Here is a 26,760-nt window from a genome sequence, read left to right on the forward strand (position 1 = left end):
TTGGTTGCGCCTGCAACCGTGTATTGCGGCGTTGCAGCAACTATGCTCTAGTCGAGTCATCCGGTGCCTCCAGATGCGCTCAACGGATTGAGCGGGGACGAGTGTCGCCGCTCACCCGACATTGAGGCAGAGATGGCCCCCCGCAACCGCCAAGGGCTTTACGACCCGCAAGATGAGCGAGATGCCTGTGGTTTCGGCATGGTCGCCCAGCTCGACGACCAGCCGTCCCGACTGCTAGTCGACACCGCTATCGCCGCGCTATCGCGCATGACCCACCGCGGCGGCGTCGCCGCCGACGGTGTCACGGGTGACGGCTGCGGCCTGTTGCTGCGCCGTCCCGACGTGTTTCTCAACGCGCTCGCCGCCGAGGCTGGCCTCACCCTTGGCGCGCGGTTCGCCGCCGGCGTGGTGTTCCTGCCGCACGACCCCACCGCCGCACAGGCCTGCCGCGACACGCTGGAACAGCAGCTGCGCGACGCCGGCTGCCAGCCGGTCGGCTGGCGCGTAGTGCCCACCGATCCTAGCGTCTGCGGCCAGCTCGCCCGCGACACGCTGCCGCATATCGAACAGGTGTTCGTCGATGCCGGTGCCACGCAGGACGAGGCTGCCTTCACCCTGGCCCTGTTCCTGGCCCGCCGCCGCAGCGAACAGCAGCTGCGTGACCACGCCGATTACTACGTCACCACGCTCAGCCCGAATGCGATCAGCTACAAGGGCATGGTGCTGCCGGACAAGCTGAGCCGCTTCTACGTGGACCTGCAGCGCAACGACCTGGCCTCCAGTGCGATCGTGTTCCACCAGCGCTTCTCCACCAACACGCTGCCGCGCTGGCCGCTGGCGCATCCGTTCCGGATGCTCGCGCACAATGGCGAGATCAACACCATCGAGGGCAACCGCCGCTGGGCCCAGGCGCGCAGCAAGGTGTGGAAGACCCCGCGCTTCGATATCGCCGAGTTCGATCCGGTGATCTCCATGCACGGCTCGGATTCGCAGAGCCTGGACAACATGCTCGAGCTGATGGTCAGCGCCGGCATGGAGCTGATCCAGGCACTGCGCATCCTGGTGCCGCCGGCGACCCAGTCGCTGGAGTTCAAGGATCCCGACCTGGCCGCCTTCTACGAGTTCTACGGGCTCAACAGCGAGCCGTGGGATGGCCCGGCGGGCATCGTGGCCTGCGACGGTCGCTATGCTGCCTGTACCCTGGACCGCAACGGCCTGCGCCCGGCGCGCTGGATGCTCACCTCCGACCGTCACTTCCTGGTCGCCTCCGAAGCGGGCGTGTGGGAAGTGCCGGCCGAGCGCGTGGTACGCAAGGGCAAGCTGGGGCCGGGCGAGATGATGGCCATCGACCTCAAGCGCGGTGACTTGCTCGATTCGGACGCCATCGACCGTATCAACCGTGGCCGCGCGCCGTACAAGCAGTGGCTGCAGCAGGGCGTGACCTACCTGCAGACCGAGCTGATCGATCCGTCGCTGGTGGAAGAGCCCTTCGACGAGCGCACCCTGCGCAGCTACCACAAGCTGTTCCAGCTCAGCACCGAAGAGGTCGAGCAGATCCTGCGCCCGCTGGCCGAGACCGAGCAGGAAGCCACCGGCTCGATGGGCGATGACACGCCCATGGCGGTGCTGAGCCAGCACAGCCGTCCGCTCTACGATTATTTCCGCCAGGCGTTCGCGCAGGTCACCAACCCGCCGATCGATCCGCTGCGCGAAGACTGCGTCATGTCGCTGTCCACCCAGCTCGGCAAGGAGACCAACATCTTCCATGCCGGCGCGGAGACGGTGAACCACGTCATCCTCAATTCGCCGGTGCTCAGCCAGCGCAAACTGCGCCAGCTGATCAAGATGGAGCAGTACGCCGACAAGAACCGGCTGATCGATCTGTCCTACAGCCTGGACGAGGGCCTGAAGGCGGGCATCGAGCGCATCTGCGCCGAGGCTGAAACGGCTGCACGCGAAGGCATCGTCATGCTGCTGCTGAGCGACCGTTATCCGGTGGCCGACCGGCCGATGGTGCATGCCCTGCTGGCCACCAGCGCGGTGCATCACCACCTCTCCAACGCCGGGCTGCGCTGCGACGTCAACCTGATCCTGGAAACCGGCACCGCGCGCGACCCGCACCACATGGCCTGCCTGCTCGGCTTCGGTGCCACCGCGGTGTATCCGTACCTGGCCTACCAGACGCTGTTCGACCTGGGCCGGCGCGGCATCCTGCAGCTGAGCAAGGGCGGCGAGCAGTCGCAGATCGGCCGCCGCTACCGCAAGGGCATCTACAAGGGCCTGTCCAAGATCATCTCCAAGATGGGCATCTGTACCGTGGCCAGCTACCGCGGCGCGCAGCTGTTCGAGATCGTCGGGCTGGATGACGAGGTCGTGGACCTGTGCTTCCCGGACACCGCCTCGCGCGTGGCCGGCGTCGGCTTCGCCCGTCTGGACGATGAAGCGCGCGAGCTCACCGTGCGTGCCTGGAACGACCTGCTGCGCCCGGATGTCGGCGGCGTGCTGAAGTACGTGCACGGCGGCGAATACCACATGTACAACCCGGACGTGGTCATGACCCTGCAGCGCGCCGCGCGCAGTGGCGATGCCGCGGACTGGCAGCGTTACTGCGAAGCCGTGCATGGCCGGCCGGTGTCGGCGCTGCGCGACCTGCTGCAGCTCAAGGCCGCGCCCACGCCCACCCCGCTGGACCAGGTGGCCCCGGCCGAAGACCTGTTCCGCCGCTTCGATACCGCCGCGATCAGCCTCGGTGCGCTGTCGCCCGAGGCGCATGAAGCGCTGGCGATCGCGATGAATCGCCTTGGCGGCCGCAGCAACTCCGGCGAAGGCGGCGAAGACCCGGTGCGCTACGGGACCGAGAAGCGCAGCAAGATCAAGCAGGTGGCCTCGGGCCGCTTCGGCGTCACCGCCGAGTACCTGGTCAACGCCGAAGTGCTGCAGATCAAGGTCGCGCAGGGTGCCAAGCCCGGCGAAGGCGGCCAGCTGCCCGGGCACAAGGTCAACGAACTGATCGCGCGGCTGCGCTACGCCAAGCCGGGCATCGGCCTGATCTCGCCGCCGCCGCACCATGACATCTATTCCATCGAAGATCTGGCCCAGCTGATCTACGACCTCAAGCAGGTCAACCCCACCGCGCTGGTCTCCGTGAAGCTGGTCAGCCATGCCGGTGTCGGCACCATCGCCGCGGGCGTGGTGAAGGCCGGCGCCGATCTGATCACCGTGTCCGGCCATGACGGCGGCACCGGGGCCAGCCCGGTCAGTTCGATCCGCTATGCCGGCGTGCCGTGGGAACTGGGTGTGGCCGAATCGCACCAGGCACTGGTGGCCAACGATCTGCGCGGGCGTACCCTGCTGCAGACCGACGGCGGCCTGAAGACCGGCCTGGACGTGATCAAGGCCGCGCTGCTGGGCGCGGACAGCTTCGGCTTCGGCACCGCGCCGATGATCGTGCTGGGCTGCAAGTACCTGCGCATCTGCCACCTCAACAACTGCGCCACCGGCGTGGCCACCCAGGACGAGCGCCTGCGCGCGCAGTACTTCACCGGCCTGCCCGAGCGCGTGGAGAACTTCTTCCGCCTGCTGGCCGAAGAAGTGCGTGGCTGGCTGTCCTACCTGGGCGTGCGCTCGCTGGACGAGATCGTGGGCCGCACCGACCTGCTGCAGCAGCTGGACGTCTCGCCGCGCCCGGGCGTCAAGGTGGATCTGTCGCGTCTGCTCAACCCGGCCGAGTACGCCGGCAGCCACTGCGCCGCGCAGCGCCTGTACGAATCGCCGGACAGCCTGGCCACGCAGATGGATGGCCTGCTGGCCCCGGCGATCGCCGGCAAGCTCGGCGGCGAACACCGCTTCCTGATCCACAATACCGACCGCTCGATCGGCACCCGCCTGTCCGGCGAGATCGCGCGCACGCACGGCAACCAAGGCATGGCCGATGCACCGCTGACGCTGCGCTTCCGTGGCACCGCCGGGCAGAGCTTCGGCGCGTTCAACGTCGGTGGCCTGCAGCTGGAAGTGGAAGGCGAAGCCAACGACTACGTCGGCAAGGGCATGGCCGGCGGCCGCCTGGTGGTGCGTCCGCCCCGTGGCGCACGCTTCGAGGCGCGCAACACCGCGATCATCGGCAACACCTGCCTGTACGGCGCCACCGGCGGCGAGCTGTTCGCCGCGGGCCGCGCCGGCGAGCGCTTCGGCGTGCGCAACTCCGGCGCGCTGGCGGTGATCGAAGGCGCCGGTGATCACTGCTGCGAATACATGACCGACGGCATCGTGCTGGTGCTGGGCAAGGTCGGGCTCAACTTCGGCGCCGGCTTCACCGGCGGCCTGGCCTACGTGCTGGATATCGACCGTGATTTCGTGGACCGCTACAACCACGAGCTGATCGACATCCACCGCATCTCGGCCGAGGGCTTCGAGAACCATCGCCAGCATCTGCATACGCTGATCAGCCGCCACCGCGAACTGACCGGCAGCATCTGGGCGCAGCAGATCCTCGACGAGTTCCGCGATTACGTGGGCAAGTTCTGGCTGGTCAAACCCAAGGCCGCCAGCATCGAATCGCTGACCGACTCGCTGCGCCGCGCCGCCTGACCGGGGTCAAGGCGCCGGCCCCACGCCGGCGCCGCACATCCCACCGCTGTAGTGCCGGCCGCTGGCCGGCAACCTCACATTGCAGTGCCGGCCGCTGGCCGGCAACTCATCACCGCAGGGCCCACCCATGAGCCGCAAGCAAGCTTTCCAGTTCCTCGATCTGCCCCGGACGATGCCGCAGCGCATCCCGGTCGAACTGCGCACCTCCGGCGACTGGGGCGAGCTGTACGGCAAGTTCGGCAAGGAAGACGCGCAGTTCCAGGCGGGGCGCTGCCTGGATTGCGGCAACCCGTACTGCAGCTGGAAGTGCCCGGTGCACAACGCGATCCCGCAGTGGCTGCAGCTGGTGCAGGAGAACCGCATCCACGAAGCGGCCACGCTGTGCCACTCGACCAATCCGCTGCCGGAAGTGTGTGGCCGCGTGTGCCCGCAGGACCGCCTGTGCGAGGGCAGCTGCACGCTGGAGGAATTCGGCGCGGTCACGATCGGCGCGGTCGAGAAGTACATCGTGGATACCGCGCTGGCCACCGGCTGGCGCCCGGACATGAGCGCGGTGGAAGCCACCGGCAAGCGCGTGGCGGTGATCGGTGCCGGCCCGGCCGGGCTGGCGTGTGCCGACAAGCTGGCGCATGCCGGCGTCCAGGCGGTGGTGTATGACCGCTACGAACAGATCGGGGGGTTGCTGCAGTTCGGCATCCCCAGTTTCAAGCTGGACAAATCGGTGATCAGCCGCCGCCGCAACGTGCTGGAGGGCATGGGCGTGCAGTTCCGCCTCGGCGTGGAGATTGGCCGCGATGTGAGCATCGATGCGCTGCTGGCCGAGTACGACGCGGTGTTCGTCGGCACCGGCGCGTACCGCTATACCGATGGTGGCCTGCTCGGCCAGGACCTCAAGGGCGTGCTGCCGGCGCTGCCGTTCCTGGTGCAGAACAGCCGCATCGTCAGTGGCAGCGACGCACACGGCCGGCCGATCGCCGGCTGGGAAGACCAGATCGCCCTGCCCGACCTGGAAGGCAAGCGCGTGGTCGTACTCGGCGGCGGCGACACCGGCATGGACTGCGTGCGCAGCGCGATCCGCCTGGGCGCGGCCAAGGTGACCTGTGCCTACCGCCGCGACGAGGCCAACATGCCCGGCTCGGCGCGCGAAGTGGCCAACGCCCGCGAGGAAGGCGTGCGCTTCCTGTTCAACCGCCAGCCGCTCTCGATCGAGGCCGGCGCGGACGATGAAGTGATCGGCGTGATGGTGGTGGAAACGCATCTGGACGAACCGGATGCACAGGGCCGCCGCAACGCGGTGCCGATCGCCGGCAGCGAATCGCTGCTGGAAGCGGACGTGGTGATCATCGCCTTCGGCTTCTCGCCGAGTGCGCCGGGCTGGCTGACCGAGCAGGGCGTGGAGGCCGGCAACAACGGCCGCATCGTGGCCGGTGGCAGTGGTCGCCTGCCGTTCCAGACCGCCCACCCGCGCCTGTTCGCTGGTGGCGATGCAGTGCGCGGCGCGGACCTGGTGGTGACGGCCGTGGCCGAGGGCCGCGACGCGGCCGGCAGCATCGTGCAGCTGCTCTCGGCGTAACGGCGCCGTTGCGATGCCGGGGTGAGGCGATGCCGGGCGCGTCGCCTCGCGCCCGGGCCCTCACGTACTGCGCGTGCGGCCGCTCAGGCGGCGCGCGATACCACCGGTACCGGCGTCTGACGCACGCCGGCGCGCTCGATCTCCAGTGCCATCAGCAGCTCGATGTTGTCCAGCTGGTCGCGGATGCGGCGGTTGCTGACCACATCATCGTGGCCGCGGCCCATGTGCGCATCGAGCATGCGCGCGAGCCCGGCCAGCAGCACCTCGGCATCGGCCTGGGGCGCCTCGCGCAGCACCATGGCCAGCGCGCGGATGCGGCGGCCCGTCTCCGAGGCGGCTGGCGAAGATGAGGAGACGGCGGGGGAAGGGGGGAGGGTCATGGCAGGGGGTTTCCTGATTGACGGACGACCACCACTGTCGGATACGGCCCCTCCCGAGACCATGCAACAACTACGAAACTGCGTGAAGACGCGTGATCTCCATCACTGTTCGACGCTTGCTTCCCCGCAACCTGGGCGGATTACACTGGCGCGGTCTCTCTCTGGACTGCCCTCATGCGCATCGGCCTGGCCGCGAACCGCCTGCACCACCACGACAAGCACGCCGCGTTGTTCCGCTGGCTGCGCGCCAGCGATACCGGCCTGCGCGAACTGGGCGTCGAGCTGCATGCGGTCGGGCGCACCTTCGATGCTATCCAGCGGCTGGGCTTCCTGCAGGACTTCGCGCCGCTGCGCCGCTACCCGAATGGGCGCGAGGGCGGCCTGATGAAGCTGGTCGCCGAGGTGGTGGGCATGGGCACGCCGGAGCGCACCTTGGACGGTGCCATCTATCTGATGGACCCGGTCGACCCGTCCTCGGTCTTTCCCGAAGCGACCGCGCTCAAGCGCCAGTGCGTGATCCACGGCAAACCCTTCATCTCCACCGTCGCCACCGCGCGCGACTGGGTGGAAGTCGAGCGCCTGCACGCCGGCCTCGCGCCGGACCCGGGCGCCGATGATCTGCACGCTTTCGAGCAGCACACGCTGGCCTTGATCGCGCACGACGCGATGAAGCCGTCGATGCTGGCCTTCGCCGACGAGCATTTCCAGGTGCTGTCACGCTTCCGCAACCGGGTCGGCACCGGCACTACCGGCCAGCGCCTCAATGAACTGGCGTGGAGCCGCGGCTGGCCACAGGGCGAGGAATGGGTGACGCGCTACCAGAGCGGCCCGATGGGCGGTGATGCGCAGATCGCCGACCGCGTGCTGGAAGGCCATTGCCAGCGCGCGATCTTCTTCGAGGACCCGCACGTGGCTCGCCAGCACGAAGCTGACATCCAGCTGCTGGAGCGTGCCGTCACCACCGTGACCGATCAGGCCGTGTGCATCACCGCGCCGCGCGTGGCGGCGCGCTGGGCGCAGGGGGCGGCGTTGCGGGAGGGGAACTGACGGAACCGTCGCACCGGTAGTGCCGGCCGCTGGCCGGCAATCGCGCGAGGGTGGGTTTGATGAGGAGCCGGCCAGCGGCCGGCACTACCCGGTAGAGCACGCGTTGCCGCGGCCGTTATGGTGTCGGGGTCAGCAGCTGCCGCAGCGTGGCCTTGAGGCGCCGCCCTTCGAGCTGGAAGTAATCCCGCTCGGCGCGCCACGCCGGGAAGCGCTTCTCCACTTCGGCCCAGAATGCCGGGGAGTGATTGGCCTGGATCAGGTGGCAGAGCTCGTGCACCAGCACGTACTCGAAGGCCGAGGGCCGCCCCAGCACCAGGGCCAGATCCAGCGCCATGCTGCCGTCCGGCGCCAGCGAGCCCCATTGCGAGGACATCACCTTCAGCCGCAGCCGCGCCGGTGCACGTGGCAGGCCGGGCAGGTAGCGCGGCAGCCACTGGCCGACGTCGGCACGCGTCTGTGCTTCATAGAACTCGCGCAGGGTGCGGCGCAGGGTGGCGTCGGTCCCGCGCGCGGGCCAGTGCAGGCAGGCACCGCGCTCGTCCACGCGCAGCGTGGCGTACCGACCGGCTTCCCAGCGCAGCGGCAGCAGTTCGCCGCGCAACGGCAACACACCCGGCTCGCCGATCACCAGCGGTGGCGGGAGGTTGGTGGCCTGGTAGCCGCGCAGCTGTTCGGACAACCAGCCGCGATGCTGCTCGAGGAAACGCTCGCCCATCACTAGGCTGGCGCGCGGCGGCAGGGTCAGCCGGACACCGCGCTCATCGACGCTGAGCTTGATCCGGCGCGCCCGCGGATCGCGCACCCGCAGCACGTCGATCTCGGCATCCTCCAGGCGCAGCCGTACCGTATCGCGCTGCAGCGTGCTGACAGCCGGCGAAATCAGGCGGCGGAGGAATCCGGACATGGGTACAGCATAGCGCCGGCCGTGACCGGCGCATGACTGGGGACTGATCGGTACCGGTCAGTCCGCCTTGCTCAGCTTGAAGGCCTCTTCCAGCAGCAGGAACAGGCGGCGCACTTCACCGCTCTGCAGGGCGAAACGGGCGTCCAGTTCGGCGCGGCGGCCGTCGTCGTCGGCATGCTCGAGCTGGTCCAGCGCGCCATCCAGGAACTTGAGCTTGCGCACGATCAGGTCATCGCCCAGCACGAAGGACAGGTTGTCCTCGAACACCAAGGCGAGCTTGGTGACCTGCTTGCCGGCATCCAGGTGCTTGTCGATCTCGTCGCAGCGCAGTTCCTGGTGCTGGCACTTGACCACCGCGCCACCCTCGGCCGGATCCTTCATCTCGCACTCTTCGCCCAGGCTCAGCCCAGTCGGCAGGGGTTCGCCGGCGATCCAGCCGGTGAGGATCGACCGTGGGGCGACTTCGGCGTTCAACGGCATCGCCGGGAAGCTGCCGAGCAGGCCACGGATGTCGGACATCATGTTCTCGCCCTTCTTGCTGCTCGAGCAGTCCACCGCCACGTAGCCGTGGGTCAGGTCGATCAGCGCGTCGGTACGCGAGCTCTTCACGAAGGCGCGCGGCATCAGTTCGTGCAGCAGGTCGTCCTTCATGCGCTTGCGCTCGCGGCCGCCAGGCTTGCGGCCTTCCTTCTCTTCGATCTCCTCGAGCTTGCGGGCGAGCAGATCATTGACCACCGCGCCCGGCAGGATCTTGTCCTCACCGCCAACGGTCAGCCACAGCGCATCGCCGACGCGGTGCGAGAACACGGCTTTTTCTTCACGGCCGAACGGCGAGATGAAGCCGCGCGAATTCATTTCAAGCGGACCGACCGGCTTGAGCAGCACCTGCGGCAGCAGGGTGTCCACTTCGGAAAAATCGGTGGCGGTCGGGAAGCGGAACAGCGTCAGGTTGCGAAAGAACATGGACGTCCAGGGTAAGAGCGTGAAAGGAAGGGCGGGCGCACCGGCGTGGCTCAGGCCGGGCCGGTGGCGTGCCCGGGGTCGTGGGCAGTGCCGGCCCAGGCCGGCGGGTCGGGCAACGGGACGGCCGCAGCGCGCCCCAATGCCATGAAATCAAACAGCGCCGGATCGGCCAGCTGCGAAGGATGGATGTTGCCCAGTGCGCGTGCGATCTGGTCGATGCGGCCGGGCTGGTCGCGCTCCCACTGCTGCAGCATCTGCTCCACCTGGCGGCGCTGCAGGGTGTCCTGGCTGCCACACAGGGTGCACGGAATGATCGGGAACGCGCGCGCCTGCGCGTAGGCGCTGATATCCGCTTCGCTCACATAGGCGAGCGAGCGGATCACGATGTGCTGGCCGTCGTCGCTGCGCAGCTTGGGCGGCATCGCCGAGAGCTTGGCGTGGTGGAACAGGTTGAGGAAGAACGTGGCCACGCTGTCGTCGCGGTGGTGGCCCAGCGCGATCTTGGTGAAGCCGTGTTCGGCCGCATGCCGGTACAGCGCGCCACGGCGCAGGCGCGAGCACAGCGAACACATCGTGCGGCCTTCCGGGATCACCCGGCTGACCACCGAATAGGTGTCCTGCTCGATGATCTGGAACGGCACGCCGATCGAGGCCAGGTAGGTGGGCAGCACCTGCTCGGGAAAGCCGGGCTGCTTCTGGTCCAGGTTCACCGCGACCAGTTCGAACGGCACCGGCGCTTTTTTCTGCAGCTGCAACAGGATGTCGAGCAGGGTGTAACTGTCCTTGCCACCGGACAGGCACACCATCACCTTGTCGCCGGCCTCGATCATGCCGAAGTCGGCGATCGCCTGGCCCACCTGGCGCCGCAGCTGCCGTGCCAGGCGGTCCTGCACGCCGCCGGGCGCGCGCGGATCGCGGGCGCGCGGAACGGGATCGGGCAGACGGATGACAGCAGCGCTCATCCCTTCATTCTACCGGCTGGGGCGCACCCTCACAGGGGCCGGGAAGTGACTGCGTTCACTCCCGGCGGTCACCGCAGATGTGTATGCTCAGCGCTTGTGGACACCATGACACCCACCGATATCAGTGCCCGCCTTGCCGCGCTCCGGCAGGAGCACCGTGCGCTGGATGAGCAGATCCTGGGCATGGCCGCCAACGGCGACGATGAGCTGGAGGCCAAGCGCCTGAAGCGGCGCAAGCTGCAGTTGAAGGACTGCATCGCCAAGCTGGAAGACATGCTGATTCCAGACGAACCGGCGTAGCGCCGACCGTTGGTCGGCTGCTGTTGCTCCCGATCCCCACCGATGTCCCAAGGGTAGAGCCGACCGTTGGTCGGCTGCTGTTGCTCCCGGCGGCATGAACCCCTGGCGTGAGGCTTCGGACGGTGGTCAGCGTCGGTCAGCCGGGGCACGCCGTGTTGCCAGGCCTCCGGACGCTTGTGCCGCGCTTGCGCGCGGGTACCGACCAACGGTCGGTACCTACGAATTGCTGGCGAACGCAACAAGATCCGGATACGTCCGGATGCGGCCGGATACGTCGGATCGACGATGTGCCGTCGTCAATCCGTGCTGACCGGCTCTTCCGGCTTTGCCGCTTCCGGGCTGACACGCTCGATGGTGTGGCGCAGTTCGCGGCCGAGGATGAACTTCGCATCCTTGGCCCACGCATCCAGGCGCGCATCGAACAGCAGCTTGCTGTTTTCATCCGGCCACACCAGGCGCAGCTCGCGCAGCTTCTGGATGAAGCCGCGGAACAGGGTGCGGTCGAAGAATTCCGGCGCGGCCGGCGCATAGAGCAGGCTCAGGCGCTGCGCGGCCTGCTGGCAGAGGCTTTCCAGCTCGGCTGCGCCCAGCGTGCCCGGGCCGTTCTTCACCAGCACCGAGATCGCGATGTAATAACGCTCGAACGCCTGCTGCAGCGAATGGCCGATCGCACGCAGGCGGAAGACTTCATCGGTCTGCCCGGTGTTGCGCGCCAGGATGCCGCCGTCGTCGTCGTTGATGTTCTGCAGCAGCCCTTCGCGCACGAACACGTTGATGGTCTGCTCGATGCGCTGGGCGAACTCGTCTTCGGTCCACGGCAGGAACAGCTCGGCCTGCAGGAACGGGTACACCGTACGGCCCAGCTGGACAAGCCCGGTGCGGCTCATGCGGCGGTTGTTCTGGAAGCAGCAGGCCACCCACGAGGAGGCGGTGAACAGATGGATGACGTTGTTGCGGAAGTAGCTCAGCAGCACCGCGGTATCGCCGCTCACACTGAGCACATCGCCGAGCGGATGCTTGATGCGGGTGAGGACGTTGATCTCCTCGGCGTGGGCGATGATCCGCTCCGGCGAGTGCGGAGTGACCGTCACCCGGTCCGAGTACGGCATCTCCACCAGCAGGGTCTTGCACAGTTCGATCTGCGCGATCAGGTCCGCCTCGCCCATCGCATGCTTGGGCGTGGACAGCAGCGCCAGCGCGAGCAGGTTGATCGGATTGACGTCGGCGGCGCCGTTGATATGCACCTGGATGCGTTCGGCCAGGTGATCCACCGTGCCGGACAGCCACGAGGGCTTCTCGTCTTCGCCGACCGGCTGGCCGTTCCACTCCGGCGCACGCTGGGCGAGCACGTCGTTGAGCGCGATCGGCTCGCCGAAGTTCACCACCACCTGGCCGTAATTCTGCTTGAGCACCTTGGGGATCGACCACAGCAGCGACCAGATCGATTCCTTCTCCTTCGGCCGGCCGGACAGTTCGTCCAGGTAGCTGCCGCCTTCCATCAGCTTTTCATAGCCGATGTAGACCGGCTGGAACAGCACCGGCTTGCGCGGCTGGCGCAGGAACGCGCGCAGCGTCATCGAGATCATGCCGCCCTTGGGCTGCAGCAGGCGCCCGGTGCGCGAGCGGCCGCCTTCGACGAAGTACTCGATCGAGTAACCGCCGGCGACCAGTTGCGCCACGTATTCGCTGAGCACCGCCGAGTACAGCGCGTTGCCGCGGATCGAACGGCGGATGAAGAACGCACCGCCTTTGCGCAGCAGCGTACCGACCACCGGCAGGTTCAGGTTGATGCCGGCCACGATGTGCGGCGGCACGATGCCGCGGTCGTACAGCAGGTAGGACAGCAGCAGGTAATCCATGTGGCTGCGGTGGCTGGGCACGTAGACCACTTCGTGCCCGGGCGCGGCGGCCTTGAACTTGTCCAGGTGGTGGACCAGCACGCCGGCGTAGATGCGGTTCCAGACATGGCTGAGCATGAAGCTGGCCGAACGCACCACCGGACTGGAGTAGTCCGCGGCGATTTCCCACGCGTAGGCGTGGGCTTTCTTCCAGGCGTCGGCCGGCTTGGAGTTGTCGCGCTTGGCCTGCGAGGCGATCGCTTCGCGCACGGTGTCCGCGTCGAGCACCTTGTCCACCAGCAGGCGGCGGGTCGACAGGTCCGGCCCGATCACCGATTCGCGGATGCGGCGGAAATGGGTGCGCAGCACCCGCTGCAGCTTGCGCACGGTGCGCTCGGGGTCCAGCCCCTCATCGACCGTGGTGCGCAGCGAGATCGGCGGGGCGAAGCGCACGATCGTGCTGCGGCCGTTGAGCAGCACCGCGAGCAGGCGACGGAAACGACCCACCAGGGCCCAGTTTTCCGAGAACAGCACCGCGAACCAGCCGCTCTGCTTGTCCGGCGCGCGGCCGACGAAGATCGACACCGGCACCAGGTGCACGTCCAGCTCGCCGCGGGCGCGGTGCGCCTGCAGGACCTTGGCCAGCGAGTCGGAGTGGGTCTTGGCCCCGCGCTGCTCGGGGATCAGCGAGTTGCTGCTGCTCCGGCGCGACAGGGCCAGGTAGGCGCGCTTGCGCCCGGTCGGATCACCGGCGATGGGCACCAGCGGGGACGGCAGGCCGGCCTCGCGGCAGGCCTTGTCCAGGATCAGCGCGTTGGACAGACCGTAGTCCTCCAGCACGTACACCACCGGCCGGCCATCGTTGTACTGGCCGGGATGTTCGGGTTCGATCTTCAGCGACAGCCACGGCTCGACCAGACGGCCAAGCAGGCGCGACCACCACGGCGGGCGGCCGCTGGGCGCACGGGTGCCGGGCACGATCGCCGACGGCACGATGGCCGCCGGCTCCGCATCGACGGCAACGGCCTCCGCGGGCGCGCCAGCGACCGGCGGAACCGGAGCGGCAGCACCGTCGGACGGCACGGTAGCGGGCGACGAGGACGTGGCGTCCGGCGTCTTGGGCGGCTCTTCGCCGGGGAAAGGCAGGGGATTCTGGTTCGGCATCGGCTTCATTATGGCTTAGCCGATGCGGAAGCATCGTCCTTGACCGCTGCAGCGGCTTCTGCCTCGGCCGCCTGGCGGGCGTCATGTTCAGCTTGTGCGGCGTCGGCGGCCTGCAGCAGCGCGTCGGTGTCTTCCAGCGTGCGGGTCACATACCAGTGGCCTTCGCGCCGGGTCATCCGCACCTGCGCTTCGATCTGCTCGCCGGCCAACGTGTACTGGATGCGCACCAGGGCGTCGTCGCCGAGCTCGGAGGTCAGCTCGCCGCGCAGCCCGGTCAGCGCCTCATCCAGCGACAGCCCGTAGCTGGCCAGGGCCGTCTTGAAGGCTTTGATGAAGGGACTCAGCCGGCGCAGGCTCTCTTCCATGCCGGCCGCCTGCAGCTCCGCATCGGTGGACAGCCCGGCGGTGCGCGCGGTGGCCGTCAGCAGGGTGATGGTGGTCCTGGCCCGCTGCTTGTCCGTCAGTGGCGCGGCGGCAGCCCAGCGGCTCAGCGCGTTCACCACCTGGGTGTAATGGGCGCGCTCGCTGTCGCTGTACTCGCTCTGGTTGCGCAGGTACTGCTCGCCGAACAGTCCCATCGAGTGGGCAGCCTGGCGGACCTGGGTCGCCTGGCCGGCGATCTGGGTATCGAACGAGCGCTGCAGCCGCTGCGGCGCATCCGGCCGCGACAGCGCGGCCAGCATCGGCAGCAACTGCCCATCCAGCGGCAGCTCGGTCAGCGGCCAGCGGCTGTGGCCCTGGCTCCACGCGCCCTGCAGGCGTGCGTACTGGCTCGGCGGCACCGCTGCCTTGGCGTACCCGACCAGATCGTTGTCGGCGACCCGCTGGGCCAGCTGTTGCAGGGCCGCGACCGGCTCGGACGCCGGCGCGTCCGGATCGATCTGCTTGTCCTTGCAGGCACTGAGCAGCACCAACCCGCACAGGGCCAGCGCCAACACCTGCCCTCGGTACTGCCACGGCTTCAACGACATGGACATGAATTCGGACTCCCCGGACCGGTCCGCATCTTGCGGCCTGTTCGGTGACAGCGGCAAGCCGGCAGACCTGCCGACCCTGCGCTTTATGCGCAAGCCCTTGAATGTACAGAAAAACCGGCGGTGACGGGGCCGCTCCGCCCCGTCACTGCCTCAGCGCGCGGCGAGCGCCTGGGCGATCTCGGCCTGGATCGCGCGGGCGGCGGCCTGCGGGTCGCTGGCGAGCCGGATCGGGCGACCGACCACGATCGCGTCGGCGCCGTCGGCAAAGGCCTGGGCCACGCCCACGGTGCGCTTCTGGTCATCACCGACCGGGCCACCGGGGCGGATCCCAGGGCACACGATCGAGAAGCCGGCGCCGGTGGCCGCGCGGATCGGGCCGGCCTCCTGGCCGGAGGCGATCACGCCATCGATGCCGGCGGCCTGGGCGGCCAGCGCGCGCTCGACCACCACCTCCACCGGCTCGCGGTCGATGCCCATGCCGGCCAGGTCGCTGCGGCCCATCGAGGTCAGCACGGTCACCGCCAGCAGGCGCATGTCGCTGCCGTTGGCGGCCGCGCAGGCTTCCATCATCGCCGGGTGCCAGCCATGGATGGTGGCGTAGCTCACCGGCCACTGCGACAGCCGCTTGATCACCGCAGCGGCAGTGGCGGGGATGTCGAAGAACTTCAGGTCGACGAACACGCGCTTGTCGCGCGCAGCCAGCGCATCGAGCACCTCGAAGTACTCGCCGGAGGCCAGCAGTTCCATGCCGATCTTGTAGAACGACACCGCGTCGCCCAGGCGATCGACCCAGGCCAGCGCGTCATCGCGGCCGGGCACGTCGAGCGCGAAGATCAGGCGCTCGTCGTCCCGCAGCGGCAGCGGCGCGAGGCTCACGGTGCGTAATCCAGCGCGGCGCGCTTGGCGTCGTGGCGGGCCTGGCGCGACTGGCTGTAATCGTTGTTGAACTGGGCCGGCTCGAAGCCGCCGTAGGTCGGGTTGGGCAGCATCCACCAGCGCTCGCCGAACCAGTCGTGGTACTGCTGCAGCAGCGCGTCACGGCCGTCGTTGGTGTTGGCGGTGACTTCCACGAAGTCGCCCAGCTGGTCGCCGAACTGCATCAGCACGCGGTACTTCTGGCCGGCCAGGCGGCGGCGGCAGTTCTTCTCGCTGCCGGCCTGCTCGCAGCCGTCCACCACGGTGCCCAGGCCGAGGAACACGCTGTCGTCGGCCACCGGCAGGCCCTGCTCGCGCAGGTTGGCCAGCGTGGCCTCCTTGAGATGCACGGCGCGGTTGGAGATGTACAGCAGGGTCACGCCCTTGGCGTTGGCCGCCTTGGCGAAATCGACCACACCCGGAATCGCCTTGGCCTTCTTTTCGGCCACCCACTGGTCCCAGCTCAGCTCGTCGTACTCCTTGCCATCGCGCACCAGGCGCGCCTGGTAGGGCGAGTTGTCCAGCACGGTTTCATCCACGTCCAGCACCACGGCCGGCTTCAGGCCCTTGGCGGCGTTGCCGCGTTCTTCCGGCACCAGCGCGTCCCAGTTGGCTTCCTTCAGCGCCGTGTCCAGGTGATCGGCGGCGGCGCGGTAGGTCTGCTCGGTGATCGCGCGGTATTCCTGCGCGCGCTGCATCCACAGCACGGCATTGAGGTTGTCATTGGCGGCCACGGCGGCATCGCCGGTGGCGGCCGGGGCGCTCGCGGCAGCCGCAGCGGCCGGCGGGCCGGCATCGGCCGGGGTTTCGGTGCGCTTGCAGGCACTCAGTGCCAGCACGGCACAGGCAAGCACGGACAGGGAAACAGCACTACGACGCATGGCATTCACCGGCAACAGATTCGCGCCAGTTTACCGGCTTGTCCGGCGGCATTCATGCGCAAGCCAGGGCTCGGCTATGCTGCACGCCCCTGAAACACCCCGGAGCGCCCCATGACCGACGACACCCAGACCCCTGCCCTGCCCGTGCTGAGCACGGCCCAGGCCCGCGCGTTGGGCTGCCTGATCGAGAAGGAGGCGACCACCCCGGACGCCTACCCGCTCACGGTCAACGCCGCGCAGGTGGCGGCCAACCAGAAGACCGCGCGCGAGCCGGTGATGGCCCTGTCCGCCGGTGATGTGCACCATGCGCTGCGCCAGCTGGAAAGCATGGGCCTGGCCCGCCAGCAGTTTTCCTCGCGCGCCGAGCGCTACGAGCATCGCGCCGGCAGTGCGCTGGACCTGACCCGGCAACAGCTGGCCATCGTGGGCCTGTTGCTGCTGCGCGGCCCGCAGACGGTGAACGAACTGCTGACCCGCAGCGAGCGGCTGTTCCAGTTCCAGGACGCGGAGGAGCTGCGCCACCACATCGAGCGCATGATCCAGCGCGGTCTGGCGGTGCAGCTGCCGCGCGCCAGCGGCCAGCGTGAGGACCGCTACATGCACCTGCTGGGTGGCCCGGTGGATGTGCAGGCCCTGGCGGAGAGCTACAAGGGGTCTTCGTCGAGCGGCGGCGGTGGTGGCGGCAGCCCGGCGCTGGAAGCGCGCGTGCATCAGCTGGAGGCCACGGTGGCCGAGCTGCAGGAGCAACTGGCGGAATTGCGCGCGCAATTGGGCGGGTGAGGGGCAGCCGACCAACGGTCGGCTCTACCTGTGTCGCTGATTGATTCGCTGGTGACGGGCAGCCGGCCAACGGTCGGCTCTACCGGCGGGTGGGTGTGGCGCCGTGCACGTCGCCGGTGTCAGGGCGCCGGTGCGCCGGGGGTGGCGAACAGCAGCACCACCTCCTCGTGTGGCGGCGGCAGCAGCAGGTCGCCACGATCCTCCATGCCCAGCTTGCGCAGCAGCGCGGCCGAGCGCACGTTGTCCGGGGACACGATGCCGTACAGATCGGTGTGACCGAGCACATCGCGCGCGTAGTGCATCACCCCGCGCGCGGCCTCGAACGCGTAGCCGTGGCCTTCGTACTGCGAGAGCAGTGCATAGCCGATATCCGGGGCCGGCAGCCCGGCGCGCCGGACCAGGCCGGCATTGCCCAACCATGCGCCGTCTTCGCGGCGGACGATGGCGTACATGCCAAAGCCGTTGAGCGTGTAGCTGCCCAGCACGCGCTCGGCGGTGTAGTCGCGCGCCTGCGCCAGGGTGCGTACGCCGCGGTCGGCGATGTTGCGGATGAAGCCCGGCTCGTTGAGCAGGGCCAGCATGTCGGCGGCATCGTGGTCAGGATCGATCAGGCGCAGGTGCAAACGGTCGGTCTGGATCACGGCGGACATGCGGGTACCGGTGAAAGGTGATACCTCGATTGTGCAATGCGCGCCGCGAACACGGTAGAGCCGACCGTTGGTCGGCTGCGCTTCGAGCCGGGATACGGCAACCGACGCGCTTTGGGCAGCCGACCAACGGTCGGCTCTACCCCCGGCGGTGGGTCAGTCGAAGAGGGCCTGGATCGCGGCCAGGCCTGCGTTGGCGCGCTCTTTCTTGCGCGCGGCGTCGGCGACGGGATCGGCGCCATCGCGCTGCATTTCCTCGGCCGGGATCTCATCGAAGAACCGGCTGGGCTTGAGCCGCACGTGCTCGCCGAATTTGCGGGTGAGCTTGCTGTAGCTCATCCACAGCTGCACCTTGGCGCGGGTGATGCCCACGTACAGCAGGCGTCGCTCTTCCTGCAGGTTGCCTTCGTCCAGGCTGACCTGGTGCGGCAGGACGCCGTCCTCGCAGCCGATGATGAACACGTACGGGAATTCCAGGCCCTTGGAGGCGTGCAGGGTCATCATCCGCACCTGGTTGCCACCGTCGTCCTTGTCGTTGCGCGAGAGCAGTGCCAGCTGCGCGGCCAGATCGGCGGTGGAGGCTCCGCGGGGGCCGCCCTCGAACCACTGCGCCAGTTCTTCCAGGTTGCCGAGGCGACGCTGGTACACCGATTCTTCTTTGCACGAACTACGCAGATCCGAGACCAGCCCGGATTCCTTCACCAGCTTGCGCACCAGGTCGCCGGAGCTGAGCTTGGGCATCTCCGCACGCAGGTCGCGCAGGATGTCGGTGAAGCGGCTCAGGCCATTGGCCGCGCGCGGCGGCAACTGCGAGAGCGCACCGATCGCTTCGGCGGCATGCGCCATCGGCAGATCCTTTTCCGAGGCCAGCTCGGCCAGCTTGGCCAGGGTGCCGGCCCCCACTTCGCGCTTGGGCGACTGCACCGCACGCATGAACGCCGTATCGTCGTCCGGGTTCACCAGCAGGCGCAGCCACGACAGCGTGTCCTTGACCTCCTGGCGCTCCAGGAACGCGGTGCCGCCGGTGATGTGGTACGGCGCGCGCACCAGCTGCAGCGCTTTTTCCAGCGGCCGCGACTGGAAGTTGCCGCGGAACAGGATGCAGAAATCGCTCCACGGAATCTTCCTGGACGTAGCCAGGAACGAAATCTCCGCGGCCACTTTTTCCGCTTCATGCTCGCTGTTGCGGCATTCCCACACGCGGATGCGCTCGCCGTCGGCCTGGTCGCTCCACAGCTTCTTCAGGTGTTCGTGCGGGTTGTTGGCGATCAGTGCGTTGGCCGCGCGCAGCACGCGGTTGGAGCAGCGGTAGTTCTGCTCCAGCTTGATGATTTCCAGCGCCGGGTAGTCGCGCGCCATCTGCTGCAGGTTTTCCGGGTTCGCACCGCGCCAGGCGTAGATCGACTGATCGTCATCGCCCACGCAGGTGAAGTTGCCCTTGCTGCCGGCCAGCTGCTTGAGCAGCCGGTACTGGGCATCGTTGGTGTCCTGGCATTCGTCCACCAGCAGGTAGCCGATGCGCTCGCGCCAGGCCAGTGCGATCTCCGGGTTTTCTTCCAGCACCTGCACCGGCAGGCGGATCAGATCATCGAAATCGACCGCGTTGAAGGCCGTCAAACGCAGCTGGTAGCGCTCATAGACGCTGGCCGCTTCCTTCTCGCGCGTGCTGCGCGCCGCGGCCATCGCCTGCTCGGATGAGAGGCCGGCGTTCTTGGCGCGCGAGATCAGGTTCTTCACGTCCTCGATGTCGTCCGGCTTGGCCCCGTACATCAGGTCCTTGACCTGCGCGGTCGAATCGTCGGCATCGAAGATGGAGAACCCGCGCTTGAGCCCCACCGCAGCGTGTTCGATCTGCAGGAACTTCAGCCCCAGCGCGTGGAAGGTACAGATCGTCACTTCATCGGCATCGTCACCGCGCAGGCGCTTGGCCACGCGCTCGCGCATTTCCTTGGCCGACTTGTTGGTGAAGGTGATCGCCGCGATCCGCCGCGCCGGGTAGCGCTTGCTGGCGATCAGCTGGCCGATCTTCTCCACGATCACGCGCGTCTTGCCGCTGCCCGCGCCGGCGAGCACCAGCAGAGGACCTTCGCAATGCATCACTGCCGCGTGTTGGGGAGGATTGAGACCGTGCATGCCATCTCCAGGGGAGGGGCATTGTACCGGCCTTGGTCGGCCCGCATCGACGCGCCACCGCCCGGATTGACGCCTTCACGGGGGTGGGGTATCCATTGTCCTGATCGACGCAGAGGACGCGACGCATGGCAATGAGCAGGAAAGGACGCGGGGTGTGGATGTTGGTCGCGGCCCTCGCGGCCCTGCCCGCCTGGGGGCAGTCGAGCCAGCCGGACCTGCGTGCCCAGGATGCACAGGACACCGACGCCTTCCTGAACCGGCACCCCGACCTGCGTTACCGCAAGCTCGGCAAGGAGGCCCAGGCGCGCGGCCGCCTCGAGGAAGCGCGGCGTTTCTACCGCCTCGGCGCCCGCCATGCCGACAAACTGTCCCAGGCGGCGCTGGCCGAGATGTGGTGGAACGGCCAGGGCGGCGGGCAGGACCGGGCGCTGGCCTATGCCTGGATGGACCTGGCCGCCGAGCGCGGGACCGAGTTCCTGCTGGTGCTGCGTGAGCGCTACTGGGCTGCGCTGACCCCGGACGAGCAGACCCGCGCGGTGCAGGAAGGCCAGGCCCTGTACGCCGAGTTCGGCGACACCGTGGCCCAGCCCCGGTTGGAGCGTGAACTCCGGCGCGGGCTGAGTGAGGTCACCGGCAGCCGTACCGGCTCGGTCGGCGGCATGCGCATGCTGGTCCGCGATGATCGCGGCCAGCGCTACGTGGAGCCGGACGTGTTCTATCGGGACGAATACTGGCAGCCGGCCCAGTACTGGCAATGGCAGGCGCGGCAGCTGGAGGCGGCCGGGCGTGCCATCGGCACCGGGAGCGTGGAGGTCGGCATGCCGACCACGGTACCGGGCTTGCGGGACTGAACCGATCCGGCGCCATGCCGGGGCCGCCGAACGGATAAAATCCCGGCATGGCCAAGCTCTATTTCTATTATTCGGCGATGAACGCCGGCAAGACCACGACCCTGCTGCAGTCGGCGCACAACTACCGCGAGCGGGGCATGCGCGTGGCCATCCTGACCCCGCGGCTGGATGATCGCGCCGGGCACGGCGTGGTCGCCTCGCGGATCGGCCTGAAGGCGGACGGGATCGCGTTCCACCCCGACACCGACCTGCAGCAGCTGATCGCCGAGGACATCGGCACGCACGGCCCGCTGGGCTGCGTCCTGGTGGATGAGGCGCAGTTCCTGAGCCGCAGCCAGGTGTGGCAGCTCAGCGAGGTGGTCGACCAGATGCGCATCCCGGTGCTCTGCTACGGCCTGCGCACCGATTTCCGCGGTGAGCTGTTCGAAGGCAGCCAGTACCTGCTGGCCTGGGCCGATGAGATGCAGGAGATCAAGACGATCTGCCACAGCGGCAAGAAGGCCACGATGACCGTGCGCGTGGATGAGCACGGCCACGCGGTGCAGGACGGGCCGCAGGTGGAGATCGGCGGCAACGAGCGCTATGTGTCGGTAAGCCGCGCAGAGTTCAAGAAGATCATGCGCGGTGAAGGCCGTATCGACCCGTTGCAGGCCGGTTGACCCGCCTCCCCGTCAGCCTCACCCAGGCGCCTCAGTACAACGTGCGCTCCGCCGCGCCCTTCGGCGGCGGGCTGTACTGATAGAGCCAGGTTTCGGTCAACGTTTTCCCGCCACTGCGCAGGTACAGGCGGATGTCGATCTGCTCGGTCGAGTCATCCGGCGGCACCACGTCAAACATCGCACGGTAGCCCTTGATCTCGCGCAGCGGGCGCGCCGAAACGATCTCGGTGCGGCCACGGCTGACCTGCACGACGGCCTCGACTTCGCCCTTGTCGATCATCGCGGCCAGTTCGCCACCTTCGAAATCGACCGCGAAGCGCCACGAGAAGTACTCGCGCTTCTTGCCGATCACCCCGCCCAGGCCGGTACGGGTGGCCACGCAGTGCGCCAGCGGCGGGCGCGCCGGCGGCTCCGCGCCCCAGTACAGGCGGTAGCCGAGCAGCAGCTCCTGGCCCGGCTGCGGCTTGGCCTCGGGATTCCAGAACGCCACGATGTTGTCGAAGGTCTCATCCACGGTCGGGATTTCAACCAGCTGCACCGAGCCCTTGCCCCATTGCCCCTTCGGTTCGACCCACAGGCACGGACGCTTCTCGTAGAAGACGCCGTCGTCCTGGTAATGGTCGAAGTTGCGGTCGCGCTGGAGCAGGCCGAAGCCGCGCGGGTTGTTGTCCACGAACATGTTGAAGCGCAGGTGGTACGGGTTGCACAGCGGGCGCCAGATCCATTCGCCGGCGCCGGTCCACATCGACAGGCCATCGGTATCGTGGATCTCCGGGCGCCAGTCCCAGGCCATGCGGCGGTCGTTCTCGCCGACCTGGTACATGCTGGTGCACGGGGCGATGCCCAGGCGTTCGATCGCCTTGCGGGGGTACAGCGCGCAGTCGATGTCCATCAACAGCACATCGCCGTTGGTGATCGCAAAGCGGTAGGCGCCGGTGGTGCTGGGTGAATCCAGCAGGGCATAGACCACCAGCGTGTTCGAGTCCGCTGCCGGTTGCTCCAGGTAGTAGGCGATGAAATCCGGGAATTCCTCGGGCTTGCCCATGCCGGTGTCGATCGCTAGGCCGCGCGCGGATTGGCCGTACTGGCCCTCCTTGCCGACCGCGCGGAAATAGCTGGCACCGAGGAACGCGGCGAAGTCGCGGTCGGTGTCCTTGCGGGTATTGAGGCGGAAGCCGGCAAAGCCCAGGTCGGCCGGCAGGTGGCTGCCCTTCAGGCCGCTCTTGCCGTAATCGAAGGCGGCGCCGTCATAGGCCAGTTCCTGCGCCTTGCCGTCGGTCACGTCGAACATCCGCACCGGGGAATGGAAGTACAGCCCCAGGTGGAAGAACTTGGCCTGGTAACGCCCGGGCTGGTCGGCCCACAGGGCGTGGTCCTGACGGTACTGGATGGACTGGTACTGGTCCCAGTCCAGCCCTTCCACCGGGCCCGGCAGAGTGCGCTTGTGGCTCTGGTAGGCGGCCTGGGACAGCGCGCGGGCCTGCCCTTTGAGCGAGGCGAAATCGAACGGCTGCGGCTGGCCCAGCCGGCGCAGGCCGACCTGGTTGCCCTGCGCGGCGCAGGCCGGCAGTGCGGGCAGGCCGAAAGCGGCCAGGGCCACGGAGGCATTGCGGAGGAAGTCGCGTCGTTGCATGCAGGCAGCGATGGCAGGGAAGGGCCGGCCATCATAGGCACGCAGACGTTAATTCGCCGAGGTGAATGCGCGGCGGCGTTCAGCCAGCACGGTCAGGGCCCGGCGGCGACCTGCGCCGGCACGCAGTCCTGGCGCAGCCGGTTCACCTCCTGCAGCAACTGCCCGCCCTGCGGCCACTGTGCCTGCAGCTCCTGCCGAAGCTGGCCCAGTGCTTCGCGCGCACGCGCCGGGGAGGTGCCGCAGTCCAGCTGCGCCATCGCCGCGCGCGCGCGCCAGCGCAGGGCACGGCTGTCCAGGTCGGCGGCGTCGCCCACCAGCAAGGGCGCCAGCGCGCGGCGCGCTTCCACGGTCTGGCCCATCCGGCCCAGGTTGCGGCCCCAGGCCAGCTGCAACGCGCGCTGCAGCGCCGGGCTGGAGGGCCCGGCACGGTCCACCCGACGCATCAGCGCCGCCAACTGCTCGCCGGCCTGGCGTGGATCACCCTGCGCACTGACGATCTCCGCCATCTGCCGATCGGCCTGCTGCACGGACGCATCGTCGTCGCCGCGTTGCGCGGCCTGCCACTGCCGTCCCTCATGCAGGGCGGCCAGGGCAGCCTGCCAACGCCCGCCCTGGGCCAGGGCAGCGGCATAGTCGTACAGGCCCTGCGGCAGCAGGCCGACGCAATCGGGTTGGCGCCAGATCGCCACGGCGCGGCCCAGATCATCGATCGCGGTGGCACTGTCACCGCGCTCCAGCGCCAGCCGCCCCAGCGCATGCCAGGTCAGGCCGGTATCGCGATGCTGTTCACCCAGCGCCTGCCGGGTCAGGCGATGCACCTGCTGCAACTGGGCCTGCGCCTGCTGCAGGTCACCGCGCTGCAGCGCCAGCAGCGCGCGCAGGCGACGGATCGACAGGGTTTCCGGGTGATCCGGCCCGTAAAGTGCCACCGCATCGGCGCCGGCCCATTGCAGCGCCTGCCCGGCAGCGTCGAGGTCGCCCTGTGCGGCCAGCGTCTCGCCCATGTGCCGCCGCAGCGCGATCAACTGCGGGTTGCGCGCGCTGGCCTTGGCCTGCAGCAGCTGCAGCGCCTGCCGGTAGCCGGCCAATGCGGCCGCCGCACGGCCATCGTCGCTGTCCAGCGCGGCCAGATCGGCCAGGCTCTCCGCAGTGCCCTGCGTATCACGCAGCACATCACGGCGCAGCACCCGCGCCTGCTCGAAGGAGGCACGGGCGTTGTCGCGGTAGCCCAGCAGCTGTTGGCAGCGCCCCAACTGGGTGTGGTACTCGGCCACGACCGTCGGCAGCCGCAGACGCTGCTGCGTGGCCAATGCCTGCATCGGCGTGAGGTGGGTCACGCACTCGCGCGAGCGCCCCAGCATGCGCAGGGCCCGTCCACGCTGGGTCACCGCTTCCAGCTGCAGCGCCGGTGGCACCTCGCCGGCCTGCTCGAGCAGCGCGCGCTGGTGATCGAGCGTCTGCAGCGCCAGCTGGTAGTCGCCCATGCCGATCCGCAGCCGGCCGATCACGCCTTCCAGCTCGGCCAGCGACAGTGGCTGATCGCGCAGTTCCGCCTCGCCCCGCTGCTGTCCGGTGGCCAGCAGCTGGCGCAGATCGAAACTGCCGTGTCGCACGCCGGCGGCCCGGTCGAACAAGCCCACGGTGAAATCCTCCATCGCCTGGGCGCGCGCCACTTCACGCCGGGCCTGCTGCATCTGCCACAGCGCGGTGAGCGCCAGTGCGAGCAGGGCCAGCACCGCCATGCTGCCCAGCGCCACGCCCCAGCGGTGGCGGCCCAGGTATTTGCGCAGCCGGTAACCCACGTGCTGCGGCCGGGCATGGATCGGGCGGCCTTCGAGGAAGCGGCGCAGGTCCTGGGCCAGCGCTTCCACCGAGGCGTAGCGCTGCCCGGGTTCCTTCTGCAGGGCCTTGAGCAGGATGGTGTCCAGGTCGCCGCGCAGGCGCCGCGACAGGCGCCTGGCCGCCACCGCCTGCTCACCCCCGGCTGCCGCCACGCGCGCCACCACCGCCGAGGCGCGCGGGGCCTGCACCTCCAGGATCGAGCGCTCCCACTCCGCATCGCTGTGCCGGCGCAGGCGATAGGGCTTCTGCCCGGTGATCACCTCGAACAACACCACGCCCAGGGAATAGACATCGGTCAGCGTGGAGACCGGCTCGCCGCGGACCTGTTCCGGCGCGGCGTAGTGCAGGGTGAACGCCCGCGCTTCGGTGGGAGGATGCACGGGCGGTTTGCCCTCGTCATCGTCGAGCAGCTTGGCGATGCCGAAGTCCAGCAGTTTCACCTCGCCCTCGGCGGTGACCAGGATGTTGGAGGGCTTGAGGTCGCGATGCACGATCAGGTTCGCGTGCGCGTGGCTGACCACCGCGCAGACCTGCAACATCAGCTGCAGGCGCCGCTCCAGCGGGAGCGCCAGGCGCTGGCAGTGCTCGGTGATCGGCTCGCCTTCCACGTAGGCCAGCGCAAGGTAAGGCTGCCCCTGCAGATCCACGCCGGCATCCAGCAGATGGGCCAGGTTCGGGTGCTGCAGCCGCGCCAGAATCTCGCGCTCGCGGCTGAAGCGCTGGCGCAGGCCGGGATCGGCGTAGCCGCTGCGCAGCAGCTTCAGGGCGACCTGGCGCTCGTACAGGCCATCGGCGCGCTCGGCCAGCCAGACCTCGCCCATGCCGCCCTCGCCGAGCGGGCGCAGCAGCCGGTACGGGCCGACCCGCGTGCCTACCCGGCTGTCCTCCGGCGCGGCGGTCCACAACGGCTGGGCAAGGAACTCGTGGCTGTCGCGCTCGTGGGCGAGCAGGCGCTCCACATCCTCGGCCAGGCCCGGATCCTCCACACGCAGGCGCGACAGCCGCTGCTCACGCGCCGGTTCGGGCAGTTCCAGCAATTGATCCAGCAGGCAGGACAGCTGCCGCCAGCGTGACGCCTCCATCGGTCCTCTCCCCGGACGATGCGTGGGCTTTCAGGGCTCCCCGACCGACGCCAGCAGGAACATGCGCGCCTTCTGCCAGTCGCGGCGGATGCTGCGCTCCGAGCGTTGGCACAGGTCGGCGATTTCCTGCTCGGACAGGCCGGCGAAGTACCGCAGTTCCACCACCTTGGCCAGGTGTGCATCCACCGCGTGCAGCTGCGCCAGCGCGACATCCAGCGCCAGCAGGTCTTCATCCAGGCGCACGCCGCTGCTGCTGTTCTCCGGCAGTTCCACCCGCTTGAGGTCACCGCCGCGTTTGCGCGCCAGCCGGTTGCGCGCGTAATCGACCACCACGCTGCGCATCGCCGAGGCGGCGTAGGCGAAGAAATGCGCGCGGTCCTCGAAGCGCGCGGCGCCCCGCGAGCCGAGCAGCTTCAGGTACGACTCGTGCACCAGCGAGGTGGCATCCAGGGTGCGGCCCTGCTGGCCGGCCAGCTGCCGGCGGGCCATGCTGTGCAGTTCCTGGTAGAGCAGGGTCAGGACCCGGTCGAGCGCGGCGCGGTCGCCCGCCCGGGCCGAATCCAGCCACACGGTGATATCCGGTCCTTCGTCCATCGCACACCCCCGCCGGTGACGTTGGCCGGACTATACCGCCCGATGGGC

21 protein-coding genes are annotated in these 26,760 nt (G+C 68.7%); 8 read left to right on the forward strand and 13 right to left on the reverse strand.

Annotated features, from left to right (window positions below; translation table 11 throughout):
* The first annotated feature begins 132 nt into the window (after positions 1 to 132).
* Both gltB and NJD74_RS15795 read left to right on the forward strand, forming a co-directional pair.
* Complete coding sequence (gene gltB / locus NJD74_RS15790) at positions 133 to 4,587, forward strand: glutamate synthase large subunit (protein WP_102788795.1); 4,455 nt, start codon at positions 133 to 135, stop codon at positions 4,585 to 4,587.
* Between the two features lie 127 nt (positions 4,588 to 4,714).
* Positions 4,715 to 6,160, forward strand: coding sequence for an FAD-dependent oxidoreductase (locus NJD74_RS15795; protein WP_102788794.1), 1,446 nt, complete (start codon positions 4,715 to 4,717; stop codon positions 6,158 to 6,160).
* A gap of 83 nt (positions 6,161 to 6,243) precedes the next feature.
* On the opposite strand, the gene NJD74_RS15800 is transcribed toward NJD74_RS15795, so the two are convergent.
* On the reverse strand, positions 6,244 to 6,540 hold the full coding sequence (locus tag NJD74_RS15800; RefSeq protein WP_070472669.1) for a hypothetical protein: 297 nt from the start codon (positions 6,538 to 6,540) through the stop codon (positions 6,244 to 6,246).
* 174 nt (positions 6,541 to 6,714) lie between these two features.
* Here NJD74_RS15800 and NJD74_RS15805 point away from each other — a divergent pair, with 174 nt between their 5' ends.
* Positions 6,715 to 7,587 carry a methylglyoxal synthase gene (locus NJD74_RS15805; RefSeq protein ID WP_319624551.1) on the forward strand — a complete coding sequence of 291 codons (873 nt, stop codon included), beginning with the start codon at positions 6,715 to 6,717 and terminating at the stop codon, positions 7,585 to 7,587.
* A gap of 115 nt (positions 7,588 to 7,702) precedes the next feature.
* Here the strand turns inward: NJD74_RS15805 and NJD74_RS15810 are convergent, their stop codons facing one another.
* From NJD74_RS15810 to ttcA, 3 genes are read right to left on the reverse strand one after another with little or no spacing between them, the layout of a single operon-like run.
* Entirely contained in the window at positions 7,703 to 8,491 is a 789-nt protein-coding gene (locus NJD74_RS15810) for a SprT family zinc-dependent metalloprotease (protein ID WP_070472676.1), read from the reverse strand.
* Positions 8,492 to 8,548: 57 nt separating this feature from the next.
* Positions 8,549 to 9,454, reverse strand: coding sequence for a recombination-associated protein RdgC (locus NJD74_RS15815; RefSeq protein WP_228884748.1), 906 nt, complete (start codon positions 9,452 to 9,454; stop codon positions 8,549 to 8,551).
* A gap of 50 nt (positions 9,455 to 9,504) precedes the next feature.
* Entirely contained in the window at positions 9,505 to 10,416 is a 912-nt protein-coding gene (ttcA, locus tag NJD74_RS15820; RefSeq protein WP_319624552.1) for a tRNA 2-thiocytidine(32) synthetase TtcA, read from the reverse strand.
* A gap of 96 nt (positions 10,417 to 10,512) precedes the next feature.
* Here ttcA and NJD74_RS15825 point away from each other — a divergent pair, with 96 nt between their 5' ends.
* On the forward strand, positions 10,513 to 10,716 hold the full coding sequence (locus NJD74_RS15825; RefSeq protein ID WP_026069927.1) for a DUF465 domain-containing protein: 204 nt from the start codon (positions 10,513 to 10,515) through the stop codon (positions 10,714 to 10,716).
* Between the two features lie 296 nt (positions 10,717 to 11,012).
* Here NJD74_RS15825 and plsB read toward each other — a convergent pair whose 3' ends face one another.
* Complete coding sequence (plsB, locus tag NJD74_RS15830) at positions 11,013 to 13,727, reverse strand: glycerol-3-phosphate 1-O-acyltransferase PlsB (protein WP_019184120.1); 2,715 nt, start codon at positions 13,725 to 13,727, stop codon at positions 11,013 to 11,015.
* Positions 13,727 to 14,695 (reverse strand): hypothetical protein, encoded by a 969-nt coding sequence (locus NJD74_RS15835; RefSeq protein ID WP_070472689.1) that lies wholly within the window; start codon positions 14,693 to 14,695, stop codon positions 13,727 to 13,729. The genes plsB and NJD74_RS15835 overlap by 1 nt, the downstream gene beginning before the upstream one ends.
* On the opposite strand from NJD74_RS15835, the gene NJD74_RS15840 reads away from it, so the two are divergent.
* The gene (locus tag NJD74_RS15840) at positions 14,694 to 14,819 is read left to right on the forward strand and encodes a hypothetical protein (RefSeq protein ID WP_261798221.1); all 126 of its coding nucleotides are present in this window, start codon (positions 14,694 to 14,696) and stop codon (positions 14,817 to 14,819) included. The two genes, NJD74_RS15835 and NJD74_RS15840, sit on opposite strands and share 2 nt — an antisense overlap.
* Positions 14,820 to 14,845: 26 nt before the next feature.
* Here NJD74_RS15840 and pyrF read toward each other — a convergent pair whose 3' ends face one another.
* Together pyrF and NJD74_RS15850 are read right to left on the reverse strand one after the other, a co-directional pair.
* A complete protein-coding gene (gene pyrF / locus NJD74_RS15845) occupies positions 14,846 to 15,571 on the reverse strand; it encodes an orotidine-5'-phosphate decarboxylase (RefSeq protein WP_070472694.1) in 726 nt (241 codons plus the stop codon).
* Positions 15,568 to 16,500, reverse strand: a complete 933-nt coding sequence (locus NJD74_RS15850; RefSeq protein WP_319624553.1) for a 5'-nucleotidase, lipoprotein e(P4) family — start codon at positions 16,498 to 16,500, stop codon at positions 15,568 to 15,570. The genes pyrF and NJD74_RS15850 overlap by 4 nt, the downstream gene beginning before the upstream one ends.
* Before the next feature lie 102 nt (positions 16,501 to 16,602).
* Between NJD74_RS15850 and NJD74_RS15855 the strand changes: the two genes are divergently transcribed.
* The gene (locus tag NJD74_RS15855) at positions 16,603 to 17,271 is read left to right on the forward strand and encodes a DUF480 domain-containing protein (protein WP_070472695.1); all 669 of its coding nucleotides are present in this window, start codon (positions 16,603 to 16,605) and stop codon (positions 17,269 to 17,271) included.
* Between the two features lie 119 nt (positions 17,272 to 17,390).
* On the opposite strand, the gene NJD74_RS15860 is transcribed toward NJD74_RS15855, so the two are convergent.
* Positions 17,391 to 17,921, reverse strand: coding sequence for a GNAT family N-acetyltransferase (locus tag NJD74_RS15860; RefSeq protein WP_070472700.1), 531 nt, complete (start codon positions 17,919 to 17,921; stop codon positions 17,391 to 17,393).
* Positions 17,922 to 18,074: 153 nt separating this feature from the next.
* The gene (locus tag NJD74_RS15865) at positions 18,075 to 20,051 is read right to left on the reverse strand and encodes a UvrD-helicase domain-containing protein (RefSeq protein ID WP_319624554.1); all 1,977 of its coding nucleotides are present in this window, start codon (positions 20,049 to 20,051) and stop codon (positions 18,075 to 18,077) included.
* Between the two features lie 158 nt (positions 20,052 to 20,209).
* Between NJD74_RS15865 and NJD74_RS15870 the strand changes: the two genes are divergently transcribed.
* Positions 20,210 to 20,902, forward strand: a complete 693-nt coding sequence (locus tag NJD74_RS15870; RefSeq protein WP_070426328.1) for an SEL1-like repeat protein — start codon at positions 20,210 to 20,212, stop codon at positions 20,900 to 20,902.
* 47 nt (positions 20,903 to 20,949) lie between these two features.
* The gene (locus NJD74_RS15875) at positions 20,950 to 21,561 is read left to right on the forward strand and encodes a thymidine kinase (RefSeq protein ID WP_019184112.1); all 612 of its coding nucleotides are present in this window, start codon (positions 20,950 to 20,952) and stop codon (positions 21,559 to 21,561) included.
* Positions 21,562 to 21,592: 31 nt separating this feature from the next.
* Here the strand turns inward: NJD74_RS15875 and NJD74_RS15880 are convergent, their stop codons facing one another.
* The 3 genes from NJD74_RS15880 to NJD74_RS15890 all read right to left on the reverse strand — a co-directional run bounded on the left by NJD74_RS15880 (position 21,593) and on the right by NJD74_RS15890 (position 26,712).
* A complete protein-coding gene (locus NJD74_RS15880) occupies positions 21,593 to 23,194 on the reverse strand; it encodes a glucan biosynthesis protein D (protein WP_319624555.1) in 1,602 nt (533 codons plus the stop codon).
* Positions 23,195 to 23,286: 92 nt separating this feature from the next.
* The gene (locus tag NJD74_RS15885) at positions 23,287 to 26,118 is read right to left on the reverse strand and encodes a serine/threonine-protein kinase (protein WP_284128570.1); all 2,832 of its coding nucleotides are present in this window, start codon (positions 26,116 to 26,118) and stop codon (positions 23,287 to 23,289) included.
* A gap of 30 nt (positions 26,119 to 26,148) precedes the next feature.
* On the reverse strand, positions 26,149 to 26,712 hold the full coding sequence (locus NJD74_RS15890) for an ECF-type sigma factor (protein ID WP_019184109.1): 564 nt from the start codon (positions 26,710 to 26,712) through the stop codon (positions 26,149 to 26,151).
* Positions 26,713 to 26,760: the final 48 nt, after the last annotated feature.

It is taken from the genome of Stenotrophomonas sp. RG-453, from assembly GCF_033843685.1.
Lineage (GTDB): Bacteria > Pseudomonadota > Gammaproteobacteria > Xanthomonadales > Xanthomonadaceae > Stenotrophomonas > Stenotrophomonas bentonitica_A.